Origin of the sequence: Pseudomonas sp. PvP025 (genome assembly GCF_017832155.1) — a bacterium.
Classification (GTDB): domain Bacteria; phylum Pseudomonadota; class Gammaproteobacteria; order Pseudomonadales; family Pseudomonadaceae; genus Aquipseudomonas.
This window is the reverse complement of sequence record NZ_JAFIBJ010000001.1, coordinates 1-26905: the sequence shown is the minus strand read 5'-3', so window position 1 is coordinate 26905 and position 26905 is coordinate 1. Positions and strand designations below refer to the sequence as shown.

The following is a 26905-nucleotide window of genomic DNA, read 5'->3' as shown; positions in this document are numbered from 1 at the left end:
CGTCAGCCTCGATGACGCGCGAGAAAGTCCAGCAGCACCGGAAAATACGCCTGGGATTCTTCGTAGAACGGCATATGGCTGCTGTTGGGGAACACATGCAATTCGGCGTGCCGGGCCGCCAGTTTCATGCGCAGTGCGCAGGCCGGCGTGAGTTCGTCGTGCTGGCCGGTGGTGATCAGGATCGGCATGCTGAAGGCGGCCATCTCCTCAAGGCGGTTCCAGTCCTTGAGGTTGCCGATATAGAGGAATTCGTTGGGGCCCTGCATGGTTTCGTAAGGCCCCATGTTCCAGTCGCCAAGGGAGCGTTTGACCGGTTCCGGCCACTCGTCCAGGCGGCACACATGGCGATAGTTGAGCAAGGTGATTGCCGCCTGGTATTGCGGGTGGTCGAGGGTGCCCATGGCTTCGTGGCGCTGCATCATCGCCACGGTCTCGCTGCCGAGGGCGCCGCGCAGCCGTTGCAGTTCCTGGGACAGGTGCGGGATATCGCCGACGGTATTTTCCAGGATCAGGCTTTTCAACGCGTGCGGGTAATGAATGGCGTATTCGATGCCGAGCCAGCCGCCCCAGGAATGGCCAAGCAAGTGCACGCGGCCCAGGCCAAGGGTGTGGCGTACGGTTTCGACTTCCTCGACATAACGGCCGATTTCCCACAAGGAGACGTCGGTGGGTCTGGCAGAAGCGCCCGTGCCAAGCTGGTCGAATGCAACCACTCGCAGGTTATGGTCCTTGAGCCAGCCATGGGCGTCGCGCAAGTAGTCACACGGCAGGCCCGGGCCGCCGTTGAGGCACAGCAACACCTCATCGCCTTCGCCAAAGCTGTAGACCACGAGGTTGTGGCCGTCGACTTGCACGTTGTACTGCTGGTCGGGGGCAATTTCACGCCACATGCGTACATTCCTTGTGTGGTATCGGCCTGGCTGGCAGTGGCCGCTGATCAGGCCAACACTACCGAGGATGCCGCGTGTCCATAACCTAGTATTTCTTATAGGTTTGGTCTGGCAGTCCTTCGCCGGGGCGTGGCATTCTACTTGCCGCAAGTCGAGATTCAAATGAATTCGGGAGCAGAACGGATGCTGGCCAAGCTAACTGCCATCAACAATCGTCTGATGCCGGGCAGGAGCCTGGATGAGCAGATGGACAATACGTTTGTTCTTGCCCAGCAGTTGGGTTTCGATGCGCTGGTCTACGACTACACCCCGGTGCCGATCGACCACGACGGCAGCCTGATCACCCCCTCGGTGCTGGAACTGCGCAATACCCCGCCCGACTGGCATGCCTTGTGGTGCAGCGAAGGGTTCTACCAGATCGATCCGGTGCAGCACCTGGCCCTGCGCACGGTGTCGCCGTTCGTGTGGTCCTACGAGGCCAAGGCCGAAACCGCGCTGCAAACCATCATCGACCCCTGCCACGCCCCGGTGTCCTCTTACCTGCACGACCAGCAACTGACCTGCGGCGTCAGCGTGCCTATCCACTTGCCGCGCGGCGGCTTCGCTTCACTGACCGGCCTGCGCACCGGCAGCGCCGGCGCGGTGCTGCAGGATGCCCGGCACACGCTGCCGGACTTCAGCCTGATTACCCACGCCTTGCAGGAAGCGGCCTACCCGCTGTTCAGCAAAGAGCTGCGCACCTACCCGCATGTTCACCTGACCAAACGCGAGCGCGAGTGCCTCAAATGGGCCGCCGAGGGCATGACCGCCGCCGAAATCGCTGCGCAGTTGAGCCGCTCACTGGCGGTGGTCACCTTGCACCTGGCCTCGGCGATGCACAAGCTGGGGGCCAGGAATCGCGTGCAGGCGGTGGTGCGTGCCAGCCATTACCGTTTGCTGGAAGATTGACCGCTCGGCAAAACCTAGCTGTTTTGCTAGTTACCGGAATCGCCCAGGCCAATTATCGTAGCCCTGATCATTTTTTCAGAGCAGGGTACGAAATGGAATTCATCGACAAAATCCGCGAAGGCTACGCGGCCTTCGGCGCCTACCAGACCTGGTACCGCGTCACCGGCGACCTGAGCAACGGGCGTACGCCGCTGGTCATCCTTCATGGCGGCCCCGGTTGCACCCATGATTACGTCGACGCGTTCAAGGACGTTGCCGCCAGCGGCCACGCGGTGATCCACTACGATCAACTGGGCAATGGCCGCTCCACCCACCTGCCCGACAAGCCCCCCTCCTTCTGGACCGTCAGCCTGTTCCTCGATGAGTTGAACAACCTGCTGGACCACCTGCAAATCAGCAATGACTACGCAATCCTCGGGCAATCCTGGGGCGGCATGCTCGGCAGCGAGCACGCCATTGCGCAACCCAAAGGCTTGCGCGCATTCATCCCGGCCAACTCGCCCACCTGCATGCGCACCTGGGTCAGCGAAGCCAACAGGCTGCGCAAACTGTTGCCCGAAGGTGTCGATGAAACCCTGCTCAAGCACGAAGCAGCCGGCACCTACCAGGACCCGGAATACCTCACCGCCTCGCGAATTTTCTATGACCAGCACGTGTGCCGCGTCAACCCGTGGCCCGAAGAAGTGGCGCGCACCTTCGCCCAGGTCGACGCCGACCCGACGGTGTACCACGCCATGAGCGGCCCGACCGAGTTCCACGTGATCGGCAGCTTGAAGGACTGGAACGTGATCGGCCGGCTGTCGGCGATCAACGTGCCGACGCTGGTGATCTCCGGGCGGCACGATGAGGCCACGCCGCTGGTGGTCAAGCCGTTCCTGGATGAGATCGCCGATGTGCGCTGGGCACTGTTTGAAGACTCCAGCCACATGCCCCATGTGGAAGAACGCCAGGCGTGCATGGGCACGGTGGTGAAGTTTCTGGATGAGGTGTGTTCGGTACGGCACGCTGAACTCAAGGCCGGTTGAACAGGTGATGCGAGGGGTGGGGCAATCCCCCTCTCACATTCAGACCTCAGTGATTTCAGGTTTCGCTGTTTTCCCTGGAATGTCGGCCAACAACGGAACCTCCTTCCCCTCGGCATCAAACAGCTTGCCGCCGCGGAAATAATCGCCATCACGCAACGCCGCCACATCGTGAAAACACAGCCTGCGCTCGGTGCCGGCCACGAATACAGACTGCTGGTCCGAGTTGCCGGCGGTGAAGTGATTGAACGCCAGGTTCAGCACAATCGCCATGATCGCCGACGAACTTATCCCTGAATGAAAAATGGTCGCGAACCAGCCGGGGAACTGGTCATAGAAGCTCGGCGCGGCAATCGGAATCATGCCAAAACCGATGGACGTGGCGACGATTATCAGGTTCATGTTGTTGCGGTAATCCACCTTCGACAGCGTGCGAATACCGCTGGCCGCCACAGTGCCAAACAACACGATGCCCGCGCCGCCCAGCACCGACGTGGGCACGGCGGCAATCACCCGGCCCATGAACGGCAGCAGGCCAAGGATCACCAGGAACGCCCCGCCCGTCGCCACCACAAAGCGGCTCTTCACTCCGGTAACGGCCACCAGACCCACGTTCTGGGCGAACGCGCTTTGGGTGAACGAGCCGAAGATCGGCGCGAACAGGCTCGACAGCATGTCGGCACGCAGGCCATTGCCCAGGCGTTTGGAGTCGACCCGGGTGTCGATGATCTCACCCACCGCAAGGATGTCCGCCGAGGTTTCCACCAGCGTCACCATCACCACGATGCACATGGAAAGGATCGCGGCCACCTGAAAGGTGGGCATGCCGAAGTGCAAGGGCACGGGAAAACCAAACATCGGCCCCTGGGTCACGCCGGAAAAATCCGCCATGCCGAGCAGCACCGCGATCACGGTGCCGATGACCATCGCCAGCAGGATCGACAACCGTGAGATGGCCGCGCTGCCGATCTTGCTCAGCAACAGCACCAATACCAGGGTCAGCGCAGCCAGGCCGATATTCGGCACGCTGCCGAAGTCTGCCGCCTGGCTGTTGCCGCCCATGGCCCAGCGCGCGGCCACGGGCATCAGGGTCAGGCCGATGGTGGTGATCACGATGCCGGTCACCAGCGGCGGAAAAAAACGCGTAATCCGCGAGAACACCGGGGTGATCAACAAGCCGATAAGCGACGCAGCCATCACCGCTCCGAGCACCGCCGGCAGCCCCGCCGGGCCGTCGTTGCCGATAATCGCCACCATGGTTGCCACGCCCGCGAACGACACGCCCTGCACCAGTGGCAACTGGCAGCCGAAAAACGGCACACCCAGGGTCTGCAACAGGGTCGCCAAGCCACCGGCAAACAGCGATGCGGCGATCAACAGGCCGACCTCCGCCGGCGCCAAGCCGGCCGCCTGGCCAACGATCAGCGGCACGGCAACGATGCCGCCGTACATGGTCAACACATGCTGCAGGCCGTACGCCAGGTTGGCGGCGACGCCCAGATTCTCATCTTCTGGCCGCTGCGGTGATGCCTTCGGGGTAGTCATGGTGAGAGGGTCTCTGTTTTTGTTGTGAGACCACTGTATGCAATGTAAAGACTATATGTCCATAGAGTTGTATACAATCAACCGGACATGTCACTCGCCAGCATGCTGCACTCAGCGCTCGGCCGCGCCAGCCAATAACCCAACACCGCCAACGGCGCGGTTGCCAGCATCACGCTCACGGTGATCATCAGCGGCTGGTCGAGCAGCGACGACACCAGCAGGCTGCCGAAAAAACACAGGCCCAGCTGCAACGTGTTTTGCAGCGCCGCCGCCTTGCCGGAATTTTCCGCGAACGACATCAGCGCGTTCGCCACCACGATGGGATAGCTCGCACCGTTGACCAGCGCCATGAGGCAAAAGGGAATCAGCAAGGTGGTGAGGGTCGGCACGGTAAAGGTGGCGACCAGGTACAGCGCCACCATGCTGATGCAGTACGCCACCAGCAGCCACGGCAGCAGCGCCTTGCCCTCGAAGCGTTGCAGGGCACTGCGGCAACTGTAGCCACCGATCAGGAAGGCCAGCGTCGGCACCCCATAGCTCAGGCCAATATCGCTGGGGCTGTAGCCCATGCCCCCGAGAATGAACGGCGAAGCGGTGAGCCAGGCAAAGAAGCTCGCGGAGCACGCGGCAAAGATCATCACATTGCCGGTGAACACTCGCGAGCTGAGCAACTGCCCGTAGCCGAGGCGTACCGCCGGTTTGTCTGCAGGGCGTTTCGGCGGGCTGCGCAGGAACAAGGTGGGCAGCAGCAACAACAGCGACACCCCGAGCAATACCGCGAAAATCGCCTGCCAGCCGAAATGGTTCAACACCATCGCCCCCAGCAGCGGCGCCAGGGCGGGCGACAGCGACATCAGCGGCATGATGCTGGCAAACACGCGATGGGCCTTGTCGGCCGGGTAGCGGTCGATCACCAGCGCTTGCCAGCTCACGGCGGCGGCACACACGCCAATGGCCTGGATGAAACGCAAGGCCAGCAACTGCGGCGCGGTCTCGACCCAGAACATCCCGGCACAACCCAGCACGAACAGGCTCAGACCTGTCAGCAGGATCGGCTTGCGCCCCAGGCGGTCCGACAGCGGCCCCCACAGCAGCTGCCCCACGGCAAACCCTGCGAGGAAAACACTCAGACTGGCGCCCACTGCGCCCGCGCCGATCTGCAACTGCTCGCCCATGGCGCCGAACGCCGGCAAGTACATGTCCATGGCGAGATAACCGAGCATGCTCAGCCCCGCCAGATACCCGATAAAACCAAACGAATTTTTCATTGAAGCCTTTTCTACCTTGCCATCAAACTATTTGCTGACTGGCGCCCATTATGAAGCTGACAGATCCTGTGTGAAGCGAGAATAATTGGACATTCCTATCAACTAATTTGAAGGCATCCGCTCATGTGGTCCGAATACTCCCTGGATGTGGTGGACGCCGTGGCGCGTCATGGCAGTTTCAGCGCCGCTGCCCAGGAACTGCACCGCGTGCCGTCTGCCATCAGCTACACCGTGCGGCAGCTCGAAGAATGGCTGGCGGTGCCGCTGTTCATCCGCCGCCACCGGGATGTGGAACTGACCCCCGCCGGCCGTCTGTTTATTGATGAAGCCCGTGGCGTGATGAAAAAAATGCTCGGCACCCGGCGCTTGTGCCAGCAGGTGGCCAATGGCTGGAGCGGTCAGTTGAAGGTAGCGGTGGATTCCATCGTCAAACCGCAGCGCTGTCGGCAGTTGGTGCTGGATTTCTACCGGCAGTTTCCCGACGTGGAGTTATTGCTGGAATACGAGGTGTACAACGGCGTGTGGGACGCCCTCGCCGATGAGCGCACCGACATCGTGATCGGCGCCACCAGTGCGGTGCCGGTGGCCAGCCATTTCACCTTTCGTGACATGGGCCTTATGAACTGGCTGTGCGTGGTCAGCGCCAGGCATCCGTTGGCGGCGGTGGACGGCTTGCTCAGCGACGATCAACTGCGCCCGTTCGCCTCGCTGTGCATGACCGATACCTCCCGCAACCTGCCCAAGCGCGACACCTGGACCCTGGACAATCAACGGCGGCTGGTGGTGCCCAACTGGTCCTCGGCCATCGACTGCCTGCGCGACGGTTTGTGCGTTGGCATGGCACCGGCGCATCAGGTGTTGCCGTGGATCGAGCGTGGCGAGTTGATGGCGCTGCAACTGCACCGGCCCTTCCCCGCCAGCCCGTCGTGCGTGGCCTGGGCGCAGAACAGACTGTCGCCGGCCATGGCGTGGTTGCTGGAGTACCTGGGAGACACCGAGACGCTGAACCAGGAGTGGCTCAATGGCGCTGACCTTTGAGCATCACGCTGTTCCCCTGTGGGAGGGGGATTGCTGCCTCCCACCGTGAGACTGCATTTTTTCAGTTCAGCAGCCGGGTGATGGCACGCACGATCATCTCCACTTCCTTGCCGTCCAAGGTCAACGGAGGCAACAGACGGATGATCTTGCCCCGGGTCACGTTGATCAGCAGCCCATGTTCATGGGCGGCGCGCCGGGCCAGGTCACGATGGGGACTGGCCAGTTCGATACCAATCATCAAGCCTTTGCCGCGAATCGCCACCACCTGCGCGCACTCGTCCAACTCCATGCGCAACCGCGCCAGCAGGTGTTCGCCCTGGCGCGCCGCGTTGTGCAGCAGACCTTGTTCTTCGATGATGTCCAGCACCGTGCAACCCACACGGCACGCCAGCGGGTTGCCACCAAAGGTGCTGCCGTGACTGCCCGGCGTGAACAATTGAGCGACCGAGGCCTTGGCCAGGCAGGCGCCGATGGGCACGCCGTTGCCGAGGCCTTTGGCCAGGGTCATCACGTCCGGCACGATGCCTTCATGCTCAAAGGCAAACCAGGTGCCGGTGCGGCTGATGCCGGTCTGAATCTCGTCGAGCATCATCAGCCAGCCGTGGCGTGTGCAGTGGTCGCGCAGGGTTTTCAGATAGCCCGGCGGCGCCATCAGCACACCGCTTTCGCCCTGGATCGGCTCCAGTAAAACCGCCGCGATACGCGTGCCCCACTGTGCAGTGATCGTGTCCAGGGCGGCCAGGTCGCCAAAGCCGACCTTGATGAAATCTCCCGGCAGACGCTGAAACCCCAGGCGCACCGAAGGCCCGTCACTGGCCGCCATGGTGCCGAGGGTGCGGCCGTGAAAGGCGTTTTCCATCACCACCACCAACGGCTGCTCAATGCCCTTTTTCCAGCCATGCAGGCGGGCAAGCTTGAGTGCCGTCTCGTTGGCCTCGGCGCCCGAGTTGTTGAAAAACGCCCGGTCCAGGCCGGACAACTGCGTCAGCCGCCGGGCCAACCGCTGTTGCCAATCGATGCTGTAGAGGTTGGAAGTGTGCAACAACAGTCCTGCCTGTTCGCTGATGGCGCTCACCAGTTTGGGATGGGAGTGCCCGACGTTGGTCACTGCCACGCCCGCCACCGCGTCCAGGTACTCACGGCCCTGCGGGTCCCAAAGACGCGTGCCAAGGCCACGGGTGAAGCTCAGGGCCAGGGGTTGATAAGTGCTCATCAGGCAGGCGGCGGTCATGGTGGCGGGCTCCAGTGTCTTGTTGGGGTGGCTTGAAGTATCGTTAGCCACCTCAGCTGGATAAACTCCGCTTTCGTGCAATGACTTTAAAGCAGGGCTTGATAATGGATTTATTCCAGGCAATGTCGGTGTACGTGAAGGTGGTCGAAAGCGGCAGCATGACCGCCGCCGCCCAGGCGTGCGGCCTGTCGACCACCATGGTCGGCAACCACCTGCGCGCACTGGAGCAGCGCCTGGGCGTGAGTCTGCTCAAGCGCACCACACGCAAGCAAAGCCTCACGGAATTCGGCGGCCAGTATTACCAGCGCTGCCTGGAAGTGCTGGGGCGGGTGGCCGACTCCGAGCACCTGGCCGAACAGGCGCACAGCGAGATTCCCAAAGGCACCTTGCGCATCACCGCGCCGCCGGCCTTTGGCACCGAGCGCCTCGCGCCGGCGCTGAGTGAGTTCTCCCGCCGCTACCCGCTGATCAAGCTGTATGTGGTGCTCAGCAACGAGCGTATGGACCTGATCGACAGCGGCTTCGATGTCGCCATCCGCCTGGGCGAACTGGAAACCTCCGGCCTGATCGCTCGCCCATTACAGGACTACACCATCACTCTGTGCGCATCACCGGATTACCTGGCACGCCAGGGCACCCCGCAGACACCCGAAGACCTGCGGCAACACGACTGCCTCGCCTTCGCCTACCCCGCCGCTGACGATTGGCGCAACGCCGACAAACTCTGGCGCATGACCGGCGCCGAAGGGGAAATCGAGGTCGAGGTGTCGGGCTCACTGACCCTCAACAGCTCACAAGGCCTGCGTCAGGCGGCCATACACGGCATGGGCATCGTCATGTTGCCCGATGCGCTGGTGCGGCCGGACCTGGAGGCCGGCAAGCTGGTGGCCTTGCTGCCCACCTACCAACTGCCCAGCCGCCCCATGCACCTGGTGTATCGCCAGGACCGCTATCGTTTGCCGAAGCTGCGCGCGTTCGTCGACTTTGTGGTGGAACAGTTCGCGCGCTAAAAGCCCACCCCCAACCCACGCAACTGCGCGGCAGTGCGCTCGGCTGACACATGATGAATGCCCTGCCAGCCCAGAGCGATGGCGGCCTCGACATTGCCGGCCACATCATCGATAAACACCACTTCTCCTGCCTGGATATCCGGCAGATGGGCGCGCACCTGTTCGAGGCTGGCGTGGTAGATCGCGGGATCGGGCTTGATCAGCTTCAACTCGCCGGACACGACGATATCGCGCAGACACTGCAGGAACGGGTAGTTGGCGCGGGCGTAGGGGAAGGTTTCAGCGGACCAGTTGGTAAGCCCGAACAGCGGCATATTGACGGCGTGCAAGGCCTTGAGAATCGCCACGCCTTCGGGCAACGGGCCACGCAGCATTTCCGGCCAGCGGTCGTAGTAGGCGCGGATCAGGGGTTCGTGGCGCGGGTATTGATCAATCAGTGTGCGGGTGGCCTCGGCCAGGGGGCGGCCGGCATCCTGCTCGGTGTTCCAGTCCTGGGTGCAGATGTTGTCCAGGAACCACTGGCGTTCATCGTCGTCGGCAATCAGCTTGCGGTACAGGTGCAGCGGGCTCCAGTCGAACAGGACACCGCCGAAATCGAAAACTACTGCACGAATCGTCATCAGATCCTCCGTTGGCATGGCGTGATAGCCGAAGGATTCTGGCAGAGTTTGTCAGGCGGGAGCTGCGCGTCAGCACGTAGGACGCTTCTGAAAAACACCCAAAGCAACTGTGGGAGGAGGCCTGCTGCCGATGGCTGAGTGTCAGTCAACGTGTGTGGCTGACACCTCGCTATCGGGAGCAAACCCCCTCCCACATTGTTTAAACCGTGTCTCAGGCCTGGATCAAACCATTGATCTTCACGGTCGGGTTCACGTCGGCCTCGTAGTCCACGCCGTCGACCTCAAAACCGAACAAGCGCAGGAACTCAGCCTTGTAGCCGGCGAAATCGCTGATCTCGTTGACGTTGTCGTCGGTCACCTGATTCCACAATGCGGCCACGGCGTCCTGAACCTTCGGTTCCAGCTCGGCCAGGTCGGCGCGCAGACGGCCATCGGCGTCCAGCTTGGGCTCGTTGCCGTACAGGCTGTCCTTGAACAGGCCATAGACCTGCTCGATGCAGCCTTCGTGGGTGCCCTGCTCTTTCATCACCTTGAACAGCAGCGACAGGTACAGCGGCATGATCGGGATCGCCGAGCTGGCCTGGGTGACCACGGCCTTGAGCACCGACACACGGGCATCGCCCTTGAGCGCCGCGAGGTTGTCGCGCAGGGTCAGGACTTTTTTATCCAGGTCTTTCTTGGCTTCGCCGATGGAACCGTTCCAGTAGATGTCCTGGGTCAGCTTCTCGCCGAGGTAGGTGAACGCTGTGGTCTTCGCGCCTTCGGCCAGTACGTCGGCGTCGCGCAGGGCGTCGATCCACAACTGCCAGTCTTCGCCGCCCATGACTTTCACGGTGCCGTCGATTTCTTCCTGGGTGGCCGGTTCAAGCGTGGTGTCGACCACGACGCCCTTGTCGGTGTTGATGCCGCGCAGGGTCACGGCCTTGCCGATCGGTTTGAGGGTGGAGGTGTGCACCACGCCCTGCGGGTCGGTACGGCGCGGCGCGGCCAGGCTGTAGACCACGAGGTCGATCTTGCCCAGGTCTTTCCTGATGGTGTCGATGGTCAGGCGCTTGATCTCGTCGGAGAACGCGTCGCCGTTGATGCTCTTGGCGTACAGGCCTTTCTCGACGGCAAACTTCTCGAACGCCGCGCTGTTGTACCAGCCGGCGGAACTGAGTTTGCCCTCTTCGCCTTCTTTCTCAAAAAACACGCCCAGGGTGTCGGCGCCACAGCCAAACGCAGCACTGATGCGCGCGGCCAGGCCGTAGCCAGTGGAAGCACCGAGTACCAGCACCTTTTTGGGGCCGCCCTCGATGACGCCATGTTGAGTCACGTAGTCGATCTGCTCTTTGACATTCGCTTCACAGCCAACAGGGTGAGCGGTCACACAGATGAAGCCACGAACCCGCGGTTTGATGATCATAAAAATTCTGCCTCTTCCAAGGTGTCGAAGGCCAATGGTGGCCATTCAACTTAATCGTACCGGTCTATGACGCCCAAAAAACCGAAGCGTCACGATAGTCGCAAATCTTCCGTTTACAAAATCCAATCCGCACAGCGGGCCAAGTGCGGCTAGGGTTAGAACTGAGCGCATTCTTCACAATTTCCCACTACTTAAAACGCCCGCGAACGGTAGAACGCCTTTATCATGAACGGATTGTTTCAATATGTTTCAAAACCAACCACTCGCGGCCATGGATCCGGACCTGTCGAATGGCGTCCAGCTGGAGCTGAGTTTGATGAGCAAGTCGGTTTTACGTAAAAGAGCAGTGTCGCTCGCCTGGGTAGCAGGCGTCCTGCTGATCATTGGTCTGTTCCCCCTGACCTCGGCGGTATTCCTTGGGCTGGTACTGGTGTGCGGTGTGTACGACTTCCTGCGCAACGGCCTGTACGACCGCGACACCATCAAGAAATATTTCATCGGAAACGGACGCAACACCTGGGTGCTGGCACCGTTCAACACCCTGCTCGACCTGCTGAGCCGCCGTAATCGCCATGTTTATACGATGCATGATCTGCCGCCGGCCTGGCGCGAGGACCTGCAACAGGTGATCGACGACGCCATGGCCCACAAGGACGAAATCATCGGCTACCTGGATACGCGCATGGCCGAGAAAAAGCGCGGCATGCTGTTTTTCCAGTGGTACGGCCGTCCGATCGAAACCACGTTGGATATTCCGCAACTGCGCAAGAAACTACCGTTCGTGAAGACCATCGGCGTATCGGTGTTCAACGAAAACCGCTCCACCTCGTTTCACTTCGGCCCGCTGCGCATGATGTTTCGCGTGCTCTACAACATGGCGCCGGCACCGCACCACGAAGGCGTGTACATCCAGGTCGGCAAACACAAACACTACTGGCACGACGACCCGCTGTTTATTTTCGATGACACGCTGATGCACGCCTCCTTCAACAAGAACGACGCAAAGCGTTACTGCCTGTTTATCGACATCGTGCGGCCGACAATGCTGCCCTCGGTGCTGAACGCCGTGATTGCCGGTTTTGCCGGCCTGGTCTTTACCCTGCGTCGGGTTTTCTACAAAAACTGGAAGCTGATTCAGTAGGTTCTGCGGCATGATGGGGGTGGACGGTATTTGCGCTCGGCCTTGCGCCTGAGGTAAATATTCGGCTCGCGCGCCGTCAACGGCGCCCACTCTTTCTCAAGCCAACGCATCCCAAAGGATGCGGTGGCTGTGCTTTCAAGGAATCAGAATGCCCCAACGTCACGTCATCAACGCCTCCGTCAGCCCCAAGGGCAGCCTCGAAACCCTCTCCCAACGCGAAGTCCAGCAACTGAGCGCCGCCGGCACCGGCAGCATCTACACCCTGTTTCGCCAGTGCGCCCTGGCCATCCTCAACACCGGCGCGCACATCGACAACGCCAAGACCATCCTCGACGCCTACAAAGATTTTGAAGTGCGTATCCATCAGCAGGACCGCGGCGTACGCCTCGAACTGGTGAACGCGCCGGCAGACGCATTCGTCGACGGCGAAATGATCGCCAGCACCCGTGAGATGCTGTTCAGCGCCCTGCGCGACATCGTCTACACCGAGAACGAACTCGGCAGCCAGCGCATCGACCTGAGCGACTCACAGGGCATCACCGACTACGTATTCCACCTGCTGCGCAACGCCCGTACGCTGCGCCCGGGCGTCGAGCCGAAAATCGTGGTGTGCTGGGGCGGGCACTCGATCAACACCGAAGAATACAAATACACCAAGAAAGTCGGCCACGAACTGGGCCTGCGCAGCCTCGACGTGTGCACCGGCTGCGGCCCCGGCGTGATGAAAGGGCCGATGAAGGGCGCGACCATTTCCCACGCCAAGCAACGCATCACCGGCGGGCGCTACCTGGGTTTGACCGAGCCTGGCATCATCGCCGCCGAGGCACCGAACCCCATCGTCAACGAACTGGTGATCCTGCCGGACATCGAAAAGCGCCTGGAAGCTTTTGTGCGCGTGGGCCACGGCATCATCATCTTCCCGGGCGGGGCAGGCACGGCCGAAGAGTTCCTGTACCTGCTGGGCATTCTGATGCACCCGGACAACCGCGACGTGCCGTTCCCGGTAGTGCTTACCGGGCCCAAACACGCGGCGCCCTATCTGGAACAACTGCATGCGTTCGTCGGCGCCACCCTGGGTGAAGCCGCGCAACAGCATTACCAGATCATCATCGACGATCCAGCCGAAGTGGCGCGCCAGATGACCGCCGGCCTCAAGGCGGTGAAGCAGTTCCGTCGCGAGCGCAACGATGCGTTTCACTTCAACTGGCTGCTCAAGATCGACGAGGGCTTCCAGCGTCCGTTCGATCCCACCCACGAAAACATGGCCAGCCTGCAGTTGAGTCATGCGCTGGCACCCCATGAGTTGGCGGCCAACCTGCGTCGTGCGTTCTCGGGAATCGTGGCGGGCAACGTGAAGGACAAGGGCATTCGCCTGATCGAGGAAAACGGTCCTTACGAAATTAACGGCGACCCGGCGATCATGAAACCACTGGATGAGCTGCTGAAGGCATTCGTGGCCCAGCACCGGATGAAACTGCCGGGCGGCGCAGCGTATGTGCCGTGCTATCGCGTGGTGCAATAAGCCCCGCGCGCGGTGGGTCATAGTTTGTAGCGCTTTAGGGCACGAGCGAGCGTGTGAGGATCCTGCGTTCGGACTAGGGTTTTCCTATTCCAACTCACTTCTGCGAGCAACCTATGGACCAACGGATCTTGTCCTTCAGCACTCCTTACTCTAGGGTAAGGGGCATTATGTTGGAGGTATTAACCATGGCAACCGCCACACTGACGTCGAAGGGGCAAATCACTATTCCTGTCCAGGTCAGGACCGCCCTGGGCCTGGAAACAGGCGACCGGGTGGAGTTCGTCGAGATGGAAGACGGCAAGTTTTCCATGATTGCCGCGAGCAAAACCGTCAAGGATCTCAAGGGGCTGATCAACACGCCTGCCAGGCCCGTATCCATCGAGGACATGAATCAGGCCATCGCGGCCCGGGGAGCAAAAGCGCGATGATCGGCCTGGATACCAATGTGCTGGTGCGCTACGTCACCCAGGACGATGCGGTGCAGTCGGCCAAGGCATCGCACCTGATTGAATCACTGACTGCCGCATCGCCAGGTTTTGTCAGCGTGGTGTCCATCGTGGAATTGGTGTGGGTCCTGCAGTCCTGCTACCAATCGGCCAAGGCCGACGTGGTACTGGTGCTGGAGACCCTGCTGCACACCCGCGAACTGACCGTCGAACACGCCGATATCGTCTGGAAGGCACTGCGCAAGTTCATCGCCAGCAAGGCCGACTTTGCGGACTGCCTGATCGAGCGTTGCGCCCACGCGGCCGGCTGCGAATACACCGCCACATTCGACCTCGACGCCGCCAAAACGACGGGCATGAAGCGACTGGGCTGAGCCGCGGCGTTGCAGCCGACGGCGAGCTTTGGTAAAAAATCGACTGTCCCCTTGATCAAGAGAACACCGAACGTGCGCACGCTTCTGCTCACAGCCGTGACCCTACTGCCTGCCCTCGCCTTGGGCGATGCCATCGTCTGGCCCGACTTGCCGCAGAGCTGCTTCGTCAGCGGCCGCTCAGCCACCAATGAGGACGTGGACAGCGGGTGCGCGGCGTTCCTGATCAATGTGAAGGGCAAGGCCGCAGGTACGCCGATAGCGCTGGATATTCCGCAGTACGCGATGCATATGGACGAAACATCGGGTAAGGAAACACCGGTGATCATTATCCAGGCGGAGGAAAACGGCGACGTTAAGGCGGTGGGATATCGCGAGCTGGGCACCGATCAACTCGGGGCGGCACTGCTGCGAGAGGTTCGGCTCCTGGGTACCCAGAAGCCGATTTAACCAGGCTCAGCGCACCCAGCCACCCACCTGCCAGTGGAAACCATCGCTGTGCTGCACCCAGTGCGGATGCACATAACGATAACCCTCGCGAACCGGCTCCCAATGACCGTGCACCGCGACATACCGCCCGCCCGTCCAGCGCCAGTAACCGCGCGACCATACATAGCCATAACGTGGCGCCGGCTCGACCTCGATCACCTGCACCGGCGGCGGTTGTGGCGCGACCACTTCAACGTAATCACGCTGCATCGGAACGCGCTCATGAACCACGCGCTCCTGTACACATCCAGATGCTGCGACGACCACTGCCGCCAATGCCGCATAACGTAACAACATACAAAACCCTCGGGCGCTTACACCCTGCAATGGTAAAAATCCCCCCTTGCTGCAACCACGCTCCTGCATGGCCCTGGGTATTTTTTAACAGGATGTGTCTGTCAGCTTGCTGAACCTGCACGCCTTACGAGGTGCATGCGACTGTCGGTCGTTTCACGATCGCCACGCCGACAAAACTGACCAACAGCCCTACCCCCTGCCAGCCGCCGCTGCGCTCGGTATCGCTGCCGGTGGACAGTGCCGCCGTCATCAGCGGCTGCAGCGCGGCGATGATGGCCGCAATGCCAGGGGGCAAGCCATTCTGCCTGCATGAGCAGGTCAGGCATTTCAAGGTGTGAACGTCGCCCATAAAAAAGCCCGCTGACCGTCACCGGTTCAGCGGGCTTTTTCTTCAGCGATGCGTGTTGCTGAGCAGCTTACAGCGCCAGGTCGGACGCCGGCTTGCTCGGCTCAGCCGCAGGTTTGGCAGCCTCGGTGGCCTTTGGCGCCGCCATTTGCGGGATCGCAGGCGGTGGCGTCAATTGCAGAACACCGGCGGTGTAGGCCCATTCCTTGGCAACCGCTTCCGGGCTGTCGTTCAGCTTGGTGCCGTAGCTCGGTACGATCTGGTGCAGCTTGGCCTGCCACTCAGGGGTCGCCACCTTGTCCTTGAACACTTTCTGCAGCACGGTCAGCATGATCGGAGCCGCGGTGGACGCGCCTGGCGATGCACCCAGCAGGCCTGCGATGGTGTTATCGGCGGAGCTGACCACTTCGGTACCGAGTTTCAGGACGCCGCCCTGTTCTTCGTCACGCTTGATGATCTGCACGCGCTGACCGGCTTGCCACAGGCGCCAGTCGGACTGCTTGGCGTTCGGGAAGTATTCCTGCAGTGCCTTGAAGCGGTCGTCGTCCGACAGCATCAGTTGGCCGGCAAGGTACTCGACCAGCGGGTATTCACGAATACCGACTTTGGTCATGGGCCAGATGTTGTGAGTGGTGGTGCTGGTCAGCAGGTCCAGGTACGAGCCTTCCTTCAGGAACTTGGTGGAGAAGGTCGCGAATGGGCCAAACAGGATCACGCGCTTGCCGTCCAGCACGCGGGTGTCCAGGTGCGGAACCGACATCGGCGGTGCGCCAACCGAGGCCTTACCGTAGGCCTTGGCCATGTGCTGCTCGGCGATGGCCGGGTTATCGGTCACCAGGAACGAGCCGCCAACCGGGAAGCCTGCGTATTCCTTGGCTTCAGGAATGCCCGACTTCTGCAGCAGGTGCAGTGCACCGCCGCCCGCGCCGATGAACACGAACTTGGCGTCGGTTTCGGTCTTGGTGCCGTCTTTCAGGTTTTTGTAGCTCACACGCCACGAGCCGTCGGCGTTCTTGGTGATGTCCTGCACTTCGCTCGACAGTTTCAGGTCGAACTTCGGCGTGGTTTGCAGGTGGGCTACGAACTGGCGGGTGATCTCGCCGAAGTTCACGTCGGTGCCGATCGGGGTCCAGGTGGCCGCGATTTTCTGGCTCGGGTCACGCCCTTGCATCATCAGCGGAACCCACTTGGCGATCTGCGCCGGGTCTTCGGAGTACTGCATGCCGGCGAACAGCGGGCTCGCTTTCAGGGCTTCGTAGCGTTTTTTCAGGAACTTGATGTTGTCATCGCCCCACACAAAGCTCATGTGCGGTGTGGAGTTGATGAACGAACGCGGGTTCTTCAGCACGCCCTGCTGGACCTGCCAGGACCAGAACTGACGGGAGATCTGGAACGCTTCGTTGATCTCGACCGCTTTCGGGATCTCAACGTTGCCGTTCTTGTCTTCCGGGGTGTAGTTCAGCTCAGCCAGGGCCGAGTGACCGGTACCGGCGTTGTTCCAGCCATTGGAGCTTTCTTCGGCCACGCCATCGAGGCGCTCGACCATCTCCATCGACCAGTCCGGCTGCAGCTCGTTGAGCCACACACCCAGGGTTGCACTCATGATGCCGCCGCCGATCAGCAGCACATCGACTTTCTTTGCCTCTTCCGCGTGAACGGACGTGATCCCCATCGACAAAGCCAGCCCCAGCAGGGCAGTGTTTACTTTTTTAAACATCAGTAGCACCTATGATAAAACGCCATCCGCCCTACCGCCCCTGACTCTGCAGACCGTAGGGTGGGCACACAAGGCCGACGTATCGACCTCACTTTTGTCCCTTCTGCGCTGACTTTTTATCATTATTGGCTTCAGCTACCTGGGCGACAGCCCACCGCCGGGACGTATACGGATGTACGCACCCGGGAAAGACCTGTCCAGAACGGCGCGCAGAATATCATGCCAAACAGCGTTTATGGGTCGTTTGGCCAATTGACAGCATTAAATCGCGGCTTTTATTGCGCAGGTGTCAAGGCTGGCAGGCGCGACCTGAGGTCACAGGCCTGGAACTCTCGGACAAGCGGCTGTTCTAGACACCTTCACCGTCGCGTGCGTAGCATCGACGACTGTCTTTTGTGCACCCATTCAAACAGAGCCATCCATGTCTATCCAGCAAACACCCGGGCACCTGCTGCCCGCGCGCAGTGCCGCCAAAATGGAAGCGGCCATGGCCGTGGGCGCTTTCGCAATCGGCACCGGCGAATTCGCCATCATGGGCCTGATGCCCGACATCGCCCAAAACCTCAACCTGAGCGAACCCCAGGTCGGCCACGCCATCAGCGCCTACGCCCTGGGCGTGATGGTCGGCGCCCCACTGCTGGCGATCCTCGGTGCCAAACTGCTGCGCAAACATATGCTGCTGTTACTGATGGCGCTTTACGCCTTGGGCAACCTCGCCACCGCCTTCACCCCGAGCTTCAGCTCACTGGTGGCCTTCCGCTTCATCAGCGGCCTGCCCCACGGCGCCTACTTCGGCATCGCCGCGGTGGTCGCCTCGAGCATGGTGCCCTCGGATAAACGCGCCGGCGCCGTCGCCCGCGTGATGATGGGCCTGACCCTCGCCATGTTGCTGGGCAACCCCATCGCTACCTTCCTCGGCCAACACTTGGGCTGGCGCTCGGCCTTCGCCCTGGTCAGCGTGATCGCCCTGTGCACCATCGCGCTGGTCTGGCAATTCGTGCCCCACCGCCACGACGAAGAACGCAGCGACCCGCGCAAGGAAATGCGCGCCTTCACCAAACCGCAGGTGTGGATGGCCCTGTCCATCGGCGCGATTGGCTTTGCCGGGATGTTCTGCGTATTCAGCTACCTGGCGCCGACCATGCTGGAAGTGACCAAGGTGTCGCCACAGTGGATTCCGTTTGGCCTCGCGGCGTTTGGTGTCGGCGGGATTATCGGCAACATCGCAGGCGGCAAACTGTTTGATCGCATGCAGTTTCGCGCGGTGGGGCTGATATTGGTGTGGTCGATTGCCGTGCTGCTGTTCTTCCCGTTCGCCGCATCGTCGCTGTCGGGCGTGCTGCTGAGCATGGGCCTGGTCGGCACCATGGTGTCGCTGGCGGCACCGTTGCAGATCCGCCTGATGGACATCGCCCACGAAGCCCCAAGCCTGGCGGCCGCGTCCAACCACGCGGCGTTCAACCTGGCGAACGCGCTGGGGCCGTGGTTTGGGGGAATGGCGATTACAGCGGGATTTGGCTGGACCAGCACTGGCTACATCGGCGCAGCGACCGCACTGCTCGGCCTGGGCCTTTACCTCATCGCCCGACGCATGAAAGGCGGGCACTAACTCGCCAACCTGCGCAGTACCACTGTGGGAGGGGGCTTGCTCCCGATAGCAATGGGTCAGTCACCACAAAACTGGCTGGCCCAGTGCCGCATCAATCATCATGCAACAACCCCGAACCATACTCTCCATAACTGCTACCCAGCCCGCTGCCGCCAAAACTCATTTTGGCGGCTTTACTCGGGCTATGGTCGCCAAACGCCTGGCATCCACCCGAGAAGCATGGGTCGCTGCTGACGTTCGCGCCCGAGGAGCAGGCGCTCAATAGCAATGTGCCGCTGATCAGCAAAAGTTTGACGAGGTTTGAGGTCATTTCCTGGGTTCTCTGCGGGCTGGAGGCGTTGGGCCTCTCTTGCAGAGAATCGTAAACCTCAACACTGCAGAGAATGATGAAATTTTGCCTGGGGACAGGATGCGTCCAGGGCGCCGACCTGGGAAACGCTCACACCCGCTGTAACACGTAGCTGTTCTCAAAACCATGCACGCTTCCCAGCACGTTGAAGTCTCTGAAGAACCCCGTAGCCCTGAGCAGATCGACCGCAGGCCCCACCTCAGGCGAGTGTTTAAAGTCGCGATAATCGTCCAGCACAATAAAACCGCCCGGCACCACGCTCGGCGAATACAGCAGGAAATCCAGCAACACGTTGCGCATGGTGTGACCGCCATCGATATGCAACAGCGCAACCCTGGGCGCCAGATTGTAGAAACGCTCGGCACTGAGTTCCGAGAAGCCGCGAATTACCACCGCATCAGGCAGCATCAACGCTTGATAGTGACTGAACTCCTCAAACTGGTTCGGCAACTCAAACGGGTCAATACCGATGACACGCCGCTCGCCATTGCACACCTCGTTCATCAGCATCAACGACTTGCCCTTCCACACGCCGATTTCCACCACGTCACCCGGCAGCTCGGCCACCAAAAGCGACAGGTAGCCCAGCAGGCGTACGTGATCATGGAACGACAACTCACGACGCTCCATCGCCTGCTCAGGCAGCAGGCTAGCCTGGGCCTGTTCGAAATGCTGGCCGATCAATTCCCACACCTGGGCGATGCTGGCAGTCAACTCCGGGTTGCTGGTGAACTCGTTGAGTTCCTGGATAGTTATCATTGTTTTCTGATCACTCCGAACGGCTAGAGGGACATAGGTTGGCTGCGTCCTGGCGGTCAGGCCGGGAACCGATGATGGGCATCAAGAACGTCGCGGCAATTTCGGCGAGAAATAAGCGCTGACTTTTTAAGACCACATCCTTCAATACTAGCTCGGATCCTACCGACGCGTGATAAGGCGTCGCTCAGCGTCAGAACGCGACCCGGGCGACAGAGGCGCTTTGCGTCCTTGCCCAGCACTGTCGTGAAACGGGCAATATACGCCGCTCCGACAGCCAGCATGCATCCCTGATAAACTGCGCGTCATTCGCCATGATCCAGATCCCTCCAATGCCCCTACAAACCGCCCCACTCTCCCGCTGCTTCTCCGTTGCTCCGATGATGGATTGGACCTACTCAATCTAGAGCGCTGGCAAGACAAGACCTCCAGCCATAACATGAGCTAACCCGTACCATTTTTGTACCACTCTACATAGATCATAGATTTAGGAGCTCGCGTCTGCTGGCTAACCGAGCAATCTACTAAGCCATCAGGGATCGGCTTGTATCAGCTCTGGAGATGTACTGAAAAAACGGGTGACATTGACTGCCGAGGAGAAAACAGGCAAATTGCCATCCATGCAAAGATAGCCTGGCACTGGCAGTCAATAAAATTGAAACTGCACATTAAGGGAACTAGTGTGAAACTATTAGCTGATGACTATTACCTACGGCAAAAACGTATATCCCAGCAACGCAATCGACCAAAAAAAATACAAAAAGGCAAACCAACCAACATCACGCAACAAAATTCAGACGACTCTATTAAAATTGAAGCACCTGCGCATATTGGTTTGCATAACAGGGATATGCACACGCAACTGGCAAAGTTTCTGAGTATTTTAAGAAAAGAATCACTACGCAGAAAACTAATCAAGATAGATTTCAGCAAAACAACGAACGTTTTTAGCGCCGGCATGCTTTTAATGCTTGCCGAAATAGACAGAATTTGTCTCACGCTAGGAGAAAAATGCAAATTAACGTGCAGCTACCCGAAAGATGAAACTGTTGAAAAAGTATTTCAACAAATTGGTTTTTTCAATATTCTGGGAAAACCACATCGCCTGCAAATAGAAGAAGAAGACGTTACCGTTAATAGCTGGCGCTATGCTTCCGGCGTAAGCGTAAATCCACAAGATGCTGATATTTTACTTAAAGCAATTAAAGGTAAGATACCCCAAGGCTACCTCCGCTTAGTTACCGGAGTTAGCGAAGCAATGGATAACGCCGTTCATCACGCGTACATCAGACCTAGAGAAGATAGGATAGGCGGAAGCGGACTAGAGAAAGCCAACGACAAAAGATGGTGGGTTTTCGCGCAAGTCCATGAAGGGAGGCTGGGTGTGATTTTTTGTGATCTCGGCTTGGGCATACCAGTGACCCTCCCCGAAAGGTGGGAGGAATACATTGGAGACATTCTGCGGCTCACCACGCTCTCTCCTGGCAAGCGTGACATGAAAATGATACGCCGCTCGCTCGAGCTAGGGAGAACCAGAACGGATCAAGGACACCGGGGTAAAGGCTTGGCGCGCAACGTGATGAAGGCCGCAGAGGAACTGCGCGGAAAGCTGCAGGTCTACAGCAACAGGGGGGTCGTAGGGGTTGATTTCTCTAGCGGCAGCCCCAGATATACCCAAGGCGGCAACAATCGATCTATACTTGGTACCGTCATACAGTGGTCCGTACCGATCACAGGCGCGCAGGAACTGGAAGATGAACATGGCCCGAATTAGCATATCAAAAGATTTTAGCGAATATCCTGCCGGCAGATATAGGGTCGACGGCAAAAATTCCGGTGAGGTTTTTCGCGACGACTTACTCGTTCCGACATTGGAGAAAAATGATATTGTCGAAATCAATTTCGACGGTTCTATGGGGTACGGCTCATCTTTCCTTGAAGAAGCTTTTGGGGGACTTGTCAGACTTAAGAAATTCAGCAAACAAGTCTTACATCAAAAACTTCGACTGAGCTACAAAGAAGACCCCTTCATCATTGAAGAGGTTTGGCATTATATAGACGAAGCGCGCGCGCAGGCCTAACATGTCAAGCTCATTCATGGACATTGGAGATATTCCAGCTTGGATTGCACTTGCTGTATCAGTCTTCACACTTATCAACCAAAACAGACAGAACACTAAAGCCAATTTAGAGCGAGAAACTTCCAAAGCAGAGTCTGAAGTCAAACTTAGAGACCTTCAAAGAAAACTACGCCTAGAGCAGATGATCAAAGACATAGATGATCTAATGATGCTTACCATTGATTACTGGACTCAGCCAGAAGGTATGGGCGGCACCTCTGCACTAATGATGAAGTCGAAGTCCCAAGACATCTCCTACCGATGTATCGACTACCACCAATTCCTGTGGAGCTCGGCAGCACCCGAATTTGCTGGAATAAGAAGAATAATTACCGGTGGAGATTTTGAAGTCAAATCTCGTCAACCTATCACGACGACCTCCCCCCTCATTCGAGAATCTTCAACCATGGTCTCGAGTTTCAAAACGAAGTTACGTCAAGCTTGCGATGACTTAGACGGCTTCAGATAGCATTCCCTTTGAGGTTTATAAATTCCTTTCCAGCACCATTTCCAAAAACCTAGAGTCTGCCTCTTCTCTCTGGCTATAGCAGTGGCGAGCATTTCACCGCTATGCTTGATTTCTTTGAAATCGAGTCGGGAACCATGGCGAACCAATACTCATTGGCAGATGTGCTGGAACGGTTTTATCAAAATCAGCTGGCCTTGGAGGCGGCACTGATGGAGCTGACTCTCTGGGCTGAGCAGCAAAACGCTTTAGAGCTGGGAACTAATGTCCGGGGGACTCTTCACACGATCGGTGAAAATGCGGGCCACATCAAACAAGGCCTGGCTCGATTAAGAGGGGCAGATCTCAGTTAGCTGGCAGTCATCGGCCAATAGCAACCCTTCACGTCCGTCCGCTTTGGGCTAGAGTGCGTTGAAACTCATTAGCCGGTTCTATTCTGGAGCGTTTTGCCTAGAAGGCCGGAGGAGGTAACTGGTGAGCAAGGAATATTATCGGATCGACCAAGGGCAACTGCCAACCGACTATCCCACTCACAGGCATTTGGGCGAGTTCTGGGAGCAACTGGGTCGTACCGTTGCAACCTACGGCTTTCTGGAGCAGGTATTGGGCCGGGCAATCTTCGCCCTGACTGCCACGCGCAGATATGCTCAGGATGAGCTAGAGCAGGCATACAGCGATTGGCCGGGCCAGCTTGAACGGGCGCTATCAGATCCGCTCGGAGGGCTCATTGATGCGTACGGCAATGCCCTACGCAACTACCATAAACTGCCCGTCAGCAATCTTGATCAATTGGTTGACGACTTACGACAATCTGCCCAGTTGCGCAATGTGCTATGCCATGGCGCTTGGCAGGTACCGGATGCCAACGGTAAGTCTGTGCCATTGTTCGTTGATCGAAAGCAAAGGATCTTCGCCACGAGCATCGATGTTGCCTACCTTCAACAGGTCCGCGCTCAAGTGGCCTGCCTTGCCTGTGAGATTATTAATTCCATCGGGAGCATTGGCTTACAATTCCCTGGATCAGGCGGCCCGGGCGAGAGCATCCTACAGCCTAGTTTAGCGAGCTAAGCTTAAGCCCATGATAAGGATGCGTCAGAGCGATCGCTGCCTACCGCGAACGTCAAATATGGGTCGATTGCTCGTACACTGATACGAAGCCAGCCAGCACCAGCACCAAACGAATCCCAGGTATCTCACTCCGCGAGTGCCTGTCGCACCAATCCCGAAACTATCCACACGCCTCCCCAACACCAAGCATCCCCCACGAATCATCGCAGACAACAACTGCCCCATCCGTACGCGTGTGACTCACACGTGTAGAGGTCTGAAATCCGAATTCTGGGGGGGGGGCAAAAAAAAGAGTAACATAAGTAATCTTGACCGCTTTTCAGACTTAAGTCATTGAAATTAAATAGTTTTATCCTTAAGCCAAAAAGTAATCTTTATGTAATATTGAAGTAATCTGATTACTCTTTATAAATGTAATTCTCTATTTTTATAAAACTCTTTAAAATCAATAGCTTGGCAGAAAATTACCTTTCCCATTACTTCTCTGTTACTCCTTTTTGTAATCTCACAACCCACGGAATACGTGGCCTCCAGACCCTTTCTGTAGGGAGATTACTGAAATTACTCTTTCTGAGACTCCCCCCTCCCCCTCAACATCAGAGCCTCTAGACGCCTTCAACGAAATACCCCCCTCGGTGCAGGGTTCCGCAGGCTTTTGACCCCCCCCACAACACCGAGCAGCCCCCCTGCCGGTGCCGCGTTGAGTTGTCCGCAGGGTCGCAGAAAAAACGACCCATTTAGCCCGCAGGCGAGGTGGGGGGACGACGGCGCGCGCCGTAATGATCAGTAGACTCTGGTTTCGTAGCTCGTCTAGAGCGTGAGTAGTCGGCAAGGCAGAGGGCCTGGTCAGTTAAGAGAGGCAGCGCGTCTTTTATGATTGTGTGAAACCGTGTGACAGGAGAGAATGCCAACAAACAAGGATGTGGCGAGCAGTACTCCCGTGAATCTACGGCGCGTTGCCCATCCTTGGCGTGATCTCGAAGATAGTGAGATCATCCAATGATAAGTAGCCAGTTGGAGTCAGGAATTGCTTAGCCAAGAAGAAAAAATACGCGTTAAATCTATACTTGAACTCTTAAGAGAAGCTACTACCCAACAAGTAGTGAAAGAGTTCCTTAAAGAAAAGGACATCCATTTCAGCTCGGCTAACTGGGAGGATCTAGTTGACTCTAGAATCTTGCCAGCACTAGAAAACAAAAAACTAGCCCTTATTGATCTAGAGTCATTACTTCGCGATGTCGAAGAGCATGGCCGCCAGCACATATTCTTATTTAACTGCAAAACTGCTGACGCAGCTAAAATACTTTCTGAAAGACGCATAGTTCAAATTGCAAAAGAAGAAAACTTCAGCGACCTATTAGAGCAACCAATATACGTAAACATGCCAGACGATCCAAAAATCGTCGACATCCGACTGAATAAAGCCCCGAACGGAGCAGGCATACTTGGGCTCACAATCAAAGTAATTGAGTGCCGAGAAAGCAGCAAACTTGTTGATGATGACTTTGACCCGGATACTGGCAGACGAACTAAGGTATGGGAAGTTACGAAAAAGCGTGCTGCCAGTGTCGCCCACCTCAGCCACGAGGGTCTTCTAGAGATACGCCTAGCATCTAGAGAGAACTCAACCAAGTACCATGAACAAGTTTCTCAACTTATCAGACTTATCAACAAATTTATTCCAATGGATTCTTTTGAGCCAGTCTCACTCAGCAAGTCAAAGGCAACTTTGCACGAAAAGAAAGATGAATTCGAAGGAGTAATACGCTACACCAGTACTACCGCCACCAATGACATGGGCATATCGATGAACTTGTCGGCAGCGAACATGTCAAACAATCTCATGCAAGATGACGGATCCGCAGGCGCAATGTCAGTATTCCTTGCGAAAAAAGGTTATGTGACGGGAAGTAATATTTGGTTTATAATGCCCGATAACGCCGCCCGCGAAATTCACGTTTTATTAAGCGGGGAAGTTAACGAGTTTGCAGTTACGGCAGCCTGCACACCAAGGGATTACTCATATGTTCTCGGAAAAATTCTCTCCCTTAATTAACGCCAATCCTCAAGAGGCTGATGCGCTCAGGAGATTGGCTAATCATTTCGCGGCAATTGAGCGCGAGGAAGGCGAGAAAGTAATGCAGGTAATTATGCAACCGAGCAGACTTTATGACATATCCCAGGCGGGCAGTACTGCACACTTTGCGAAGGTTACTACGATCCTCGTTGAGGCAGGTATTTTTGAGCGTAAGGTTATAGTGCGCTCCCCTGGAGGTCCAGCGATCCACGAATTTGATAATTGGTTCGATTGCCCGCTGGAAGTGTATGACCCAGTCAGGGACGTAACGATGGAAGTAACTGATAGCGACCTAGAAACATTATACCGTGTGGCTAAACATGGAGAAGACTAAAGTTATTGAGTTAGTAAGAGTCCTATGGGAAGGCACTACTACAAACAAAAGAAAAAAAGTGTTTCAGACGGTACACAAGAGTATACCTGAGGAACATCAGACTCTATTCCGAGAGCTTTCTTCACATTATTTCAATGGAACTATCGACCTTAAAGAGTCTCGCGTCATAATCTTAGTTCATGGAATACATACCAACGGCTCTTGGCAGCAAGATGTTCAAGAACAGATGTTTGGCATTCCATGTCTTCGTGTACAGGAGTTAGGCTACGAGCTAGTTACGGGCTTTCACTTCGCACTTTTCTCAAGATCTGGTCCAATAAATAAAATACACAATGAAATTCGCACCATCCAACGTGAAGAACCCTTAGCTAAAATCTCTGTCATCGCCCATAGCTTCGGAACGTATATTATTTCTAAAATCTTAGAAAAAGATCAAAATATTCGCTTTGAAAAAATAATAACATGCGGATCTGTTATTCCGCGAGATTTTAACTGGCAAAAACACGCACCACATACTGACAGCATCAACATCATAAATGATGTTGGAACTAAAGATTTGTGGCCGGTGATAGCCAACTGTTCAACTTTAGGTTATGGCGCTTCTGGCAATCAAGGTTTTAGAACAGCATCCGTTACCGATCGTTACTTTAACTATGGGCATAGTGATTTTTTCGAATCTATAAACGAACACATCCTGAAGTATTGGAGGCCGATATTTGAAGACGATACCGTTCCCAAGTCCAATTCAAAATTACCAAAATCTAGTGTTTTACTACTTTGGTTTTGTCATTCGCGGAAAGGTAAAATCTTACCGTTCGCG

General features: G+C 57.6%; 28 protein-coding genes and 1 pseudogene. 18 read left to right on the top strand and 11 right to left on the bottom strand.

The window, feature by feature from the left end; translation table 11 throughout:
* Nucleotides 1–2: 2 nt before the first annotated feature.
* The gene (locus JOE32_RS00145; RefSeq protein WP_209980349.1) at nucleotides 3–890 is read right to left on the bottom strand and encodes a proline iminopeptidase-family hydrolase; all 888 of its coding nucleotides are present in this window, start codon (nucleotides 888–890) and stop codon (nucleotides 3–5) included.
* A gap of 183 nt (nucleotides 891–1073) precedes the next feature.
* Here JOE32_RS00145 and JOE32_RS00140 point away from each other — a divergent pair, with 183 nt between their 5' ends.
* Nucleotides 1074–1838: a LuxR family transcriptional regulator gene (locus JOE32_RS00140; protein WP_209980347.1), complete on the top strand. Its 765-nt coding sequence runs from the start codon at nucleotides 1074–1076 to the stop codon at nucleotides 1836–1838.
* Between the two features lie 92 nt (nucleotides 1839–1930).
* On the top strand, nucleotides 1931–2863 hold the full coding sequence (locus JOE32_RS00135) for a proline iminopeptidase-family hydrolase (protein ID WP_209980345.1): 933 nt from the start codon (nucleotides 1931–1933) through the stop codon (nucleotides 2861–2863).
* A gap of 39 nt (nucleotides 2864–2902) precedes the next feature.
* Here JOE32_RS00135 and JOE32_RS00130 read toward each other — a convergent pair whose 3' ends face one another.
* Nucleotides 2903–4405, bottom strand: coding sequence for a nucleobase:cation symporter-2 family protein (locus tag JOE32_RS00130; RefSeq protein WP_209980343.1), 1503 nt, complete (start codon nucleotides 4403–4405; stop codon nucleotides 2903–2905).
* Nucleotides 4406–4482: 77 nt separating this feature from the next.
* A complete protein-coding gene (punC, locus tag JOE32_RS00125) occupies nucleotides 4483–5673 on the bottom strand; it encodes a purine nucleoside transporter PunC (RefSeq protein WP_209980341.1) in 1191 nt (396 codons plus the stop codon).
* 123 nt (nucleotides 5674–5796) lie between these two features.
* On the opposite strand from punC, the gene punR reads away from it, so the two are divergent.
* Nucleotides 5797–6711 (top strand): DNA-binding transcriptional activator PunR, encoded by a 915-nt coding sequence (punR, locus tag JOE32_RS00120; RefSeq protein WP_209980339.1) that lies wholly within the window; start codon nucleotides 5797–5799, stop codon nucleotides 6709–6711.
* 61 nt (nucleotides 6712–6772) lie between these two features.
* On the opposite strand, the gene JOE32_RS00115 is transcribed toward punR, so the two are convergent.
* The gene (locus JOE32_RS00115) at nucleotides 6773–7942 is read right to left on the bottom strand and encodes an aspartate aminotransferase family protein (protein WP_209980337.1); all 1170 of its coding nucleotides are present in this window, start codon (nucleotides 7940–7942) and stop codon (nucleotides 6773–6775) included.
* Nucleotides 7943–8046: 104 nt separating this feature from the next.
* On the opposite strand from JOE32_RS00115, the gene JOE32_RS00110 reads away from it, so the two are divergent.
* Nucleotides 8047–8952 (top strand): LysR family transcriptional regulator, encoded by a 906-nt coding sequence (locus tag JOE32_RS00110; RefSeq protein ID WP_209980335.1) that lies wholly within the window; start codon nucleotides 8047–8049, stop codon nucleotides 8950–8952.
* Here the strand turns inward: JOE32_RS00110 and JOE32_RS00105 are convergent.
* Complete coding sequence (locus JOE32_RS00105) at nucleotides 8949–9572, bottom strand: HAD family phosphatase (protein ID WP_209980333.1); 624 nt, start codon at nucleotides 9570–9572, stop codon at nucleotides 8949–8951. The genes JOE32_RS00110 and JOE32_RS00105 overlap by 4 nt on opposite strands.
* Nucleotides 9573–9783: 211 nt before the next feature.
* Nucleotides 9784–10977, bottom strand: coding sequence for an enoyl-ACP reductase FabV (fabV, locus tag JOE32_RS00100; protein WP_209980331.1), 1194 nt, complete (start codon nucleotides 10975–10977; stop codon nucleotides 9784–9786).
* A 316-nt stretch (nucleotides 10978–11293) separates the two neighbouring features.
* On the opposite strand from fabV, the gene JOE32_RS00095 reads away from it, so the two are divergent.
* The 5 genes from JOE32_RS00095 to JOE32_RS00075 all read left to right on the top strand — a co-directional run bounded on the left by JOE32_RS00095 (nucleotide 11294) and on the right by JOE32_RS00075 (nucleotide 14907).
* Nucleotides 11294–12118, top strand: a complete 825-nt coding sequence (locus JOE32_RS00095; protein ID WP_209980329.1) for an aspartyl/asparaginyl beta-hydroxylase domain-containing protein — start codon at nucleotides 11294–11296, stop codon at nucleotides 12116–12118.
* A gap of 148 nt (nucleotides 12119–12266) precedes the next feature.
* On the top strand, nucleotides 12267–13640 hold the full coding sequence (gene ppnN, locus JOE32_RS00090) for a nucleotide 5'-monophosphate nucleosidase PpnN (RefSeq protein WP_209980327.1): 1374 nt from the start codon (nucleotides 12267–12269) through the stop codon (nucleotides 13638–13640).
* Nucleotides 13641–13753: 113 nt separating this feature from the next.
* Nucleotides 13754–14068 (top strand): AbrB/MazE/SpoVT family DNA-binding domain-containing protein, encoded by a 315-nt coding sequence (locus tag JOE32_RS00085; RefSeq protein WP_209980324.1) that lies wholly within the window; start codon nucleotides 13754–13756, stop codon nucleotides 14066–14068.
* Nucleotides 14065–14460: a type II toxin-antitoxin system VapC family toxin gene (locus tag JOE32_RS00080; protein ID WP_209980322.1), complete on the top strand. Its 396-nt coding sequence runs from the start codon at nucleotides 14065–14067 to the stop codon at nucleotides 14458–14460. Before JOE32_RS00085 ends, JOE32_RS00080 begins: the two co-directional genes overlap by 4 nt.
* 72 nt (nucleotides 14461–14532) lie before the next feature.
* Entirely contained in the window at nucleotides 14533–14907 is a 375-nt protein-coding gene (locus tag JOE32_RS00075) for a hypothetical protein (RefSeq protein WP_209980320.1), read from the top strand.
* A 6-nt stretch (nucleotides 14908–14913) separates the two neighbouring features.
* Here the strand turns inward: JOE32_RS00075 and JOE32_RS00070 are convergent, their stop codons facing one another.
* From JOE32_RS00070 to mqo, 3 genes and pseudogenes are all read right to left on the bottom strand, one after another.
* Nucleotides 14914–15243, bottom strand: a complete 330-nt coding sequence (locus JOE32_RS00070) for a YXWGXW repeat-containing protein (protein ID WP_057009591.1) — start codon at nucleotides 15241–15243, stop codon at nucleotides 14914–14916.
* A gap of 154 nt (nucleotides 15244–15397) precedes the next feature.
* A pseudogene (locus tag JOE32_RS00065) lies at nucleotides 15398–15547 on the bottom strand (EamA/RhaT family transporter); the annotation flags it as partial.
* Between the two features lie 112 nt (nucleotides 15548–15659).
* On the bottom strand, nucleotides 15660–17306 hold the full coding sequence (mqo, locus tag JOE32_RS00060) for a malate dehydrogenase (quinone) (protein ID WP_209980318.1): 1647 nt from the start codon (nucleotides 17304–17306) through the stop codon (nucleotides 15660–15662).
* 421 nt (nucleotides 17307–17727) lie between these two features.
* Here mqo and JOE32_RS00055 point away from each other — a divergent pair, with 421 nt between their 5' ends.
* Nucleotides 17728–18915: an MFS transporter gene (locus tag JOE32_RS00055; RefSeq protein ID WP_209980316.1), complete on the top strand. Its 1188-nt coding sequence runs from the start codon at nucleotides 17728–17730 to the stop codon at nucleotides 18913–18915.
* A 91-nt stretch (nucleotides 18916–19006) separates the two neighbouring features.
* Here the strand turns inward: JOE32_RS00055 and JOE32_RS00050 are convergent, their stop codons facing one another.
* Together JOE32_RS00050 and JOE32_RS00045 are read right to left on the bottom strand one after the other, a co-directional pair.
* Nucleotides 19007–19225: a hypothetical protein gene (locus JOE32_RS00050; protein ID WP_209980313.1), complete on the bottom strand. Its 219-nt coding sequence runs from the start codon at nucleotides 19223–19225 to the stop codon at nucleotides 19007–19009.
* 129 nt (nucleotides 19226–19354) lie between these two features.
* A complete protein-coding gene (locus JOE32_RS00045) occupies nucleotides 19355–20023 on the bottom strand; it encodes a class I SAM-dependent methyltransferase (RefSeq protein WP_209980311.1) in 669 nt (222 codons plus the stop codon).
* Between the two features lie 541 nt (nucleotides 20024–20564).
* Here JOE32_RS00045 and JOE32_RS00040 point away from each other — a divergent pair.
* The 8 genes from JOE32_RS00040 to JOE32_RS00005 form a co-directional block, all read left to right on the top strand.
* The gene (locus tag JOE32_RS00040; protein WP_245228911.1) at nucleotides 20565–21794 is read left to right on the top strand and encodes an ATP-binding protein; all 1230 of its coding nucleotides are present in this window, start codon (nucleotides 20565–20567) and stop codon (nucleotides 21792–21794) included.
* Complete coding sequence (locus JOE32_RS00035) at nucleotides 21781–22101, top strand: STAS-like domain-containing protein (protein WP_209980309.1); 321 nt, start codon at nucleotides 21781–21783, stop codon at nucleotides 22099–22101. Before JOE32_RS00040 ends, JOE32_RS00035 begins: the two co-directional genes overlap by 14 nt.
* Before the next feature lie 16 nt (nucleotides 22102–22117).
* On the top strand, nucleotides 22118–22609 hold the full coding sequence (locus JOE32_RS00030) for a hypothetical protein (protein ID WP_209980306.1): 492 nt from the start codon (nucleotides 22118–22120) through the stop codon (nucleotides 22607–22609).
* A 134-nt stretch (nucleotides 22610–22743) separates the two neighbouring features.
* Nucleotides 22744–22959 carry a hypothetical protein gene (locus tag JOE32_RS00025; RefSeq protein WP_209990231.1) on the top strand — a complete coding sequence of 72 codons (216 nt, stop codon included), beginning with the start codon at nucleotides 22744–22746 and terminating at the stop codon, nucleotides 22957–22959.
* A gap of 121 nt (nucleotides 22960–23080) precedes the next feature.
* Complete coding sequence (locus tag JOE32_RS00020) at nucleotides 23081–23674, top strand: hypothetical protein (RefSeq protein WP_209980304.1); 594 nt, start codon at nucleotides 23081–23083, stop codon at nucleotides 23672–23674.
* Nucleotides 23675–24701: 1027 nt separating this feature from the next.
* Nucleotides 24702–25730: a hypothetical protein gene (locus tag JOE32_RS00015; RefSeq protein ID WP_209980302.1), complete on the top strand. Its 1029-nt coding sequence runs from the start codon at nucleotides 24702–24704 to the stop codon at nucleotides 25728–25730.
* Nucleotides 25699–26085: a hypothetical protein gene (locus JOE32_RS00010; protein WP_209980300.1), complete on the top strand. Its 387-nt coding sequence runs from the start codon at nucleotides 25699–25701 to the stop codon at nucleotides 26083–26085. Before JOE32_RS00015 ends, JOE32_RS00010 begins: the two co-directional genes overlap by 32 nt.
* A partial coding sequence (locus JOE32_RS00005; protein WP_209980298.1) for an alpha/beta hydrolase occupies nucleotides 26072–26905 on the top strand: 834 nt, incomplete at its 3' end. The genes JOE32_RS00010 and JOE32_RS00005, both read left to right, overlap by 14 nt.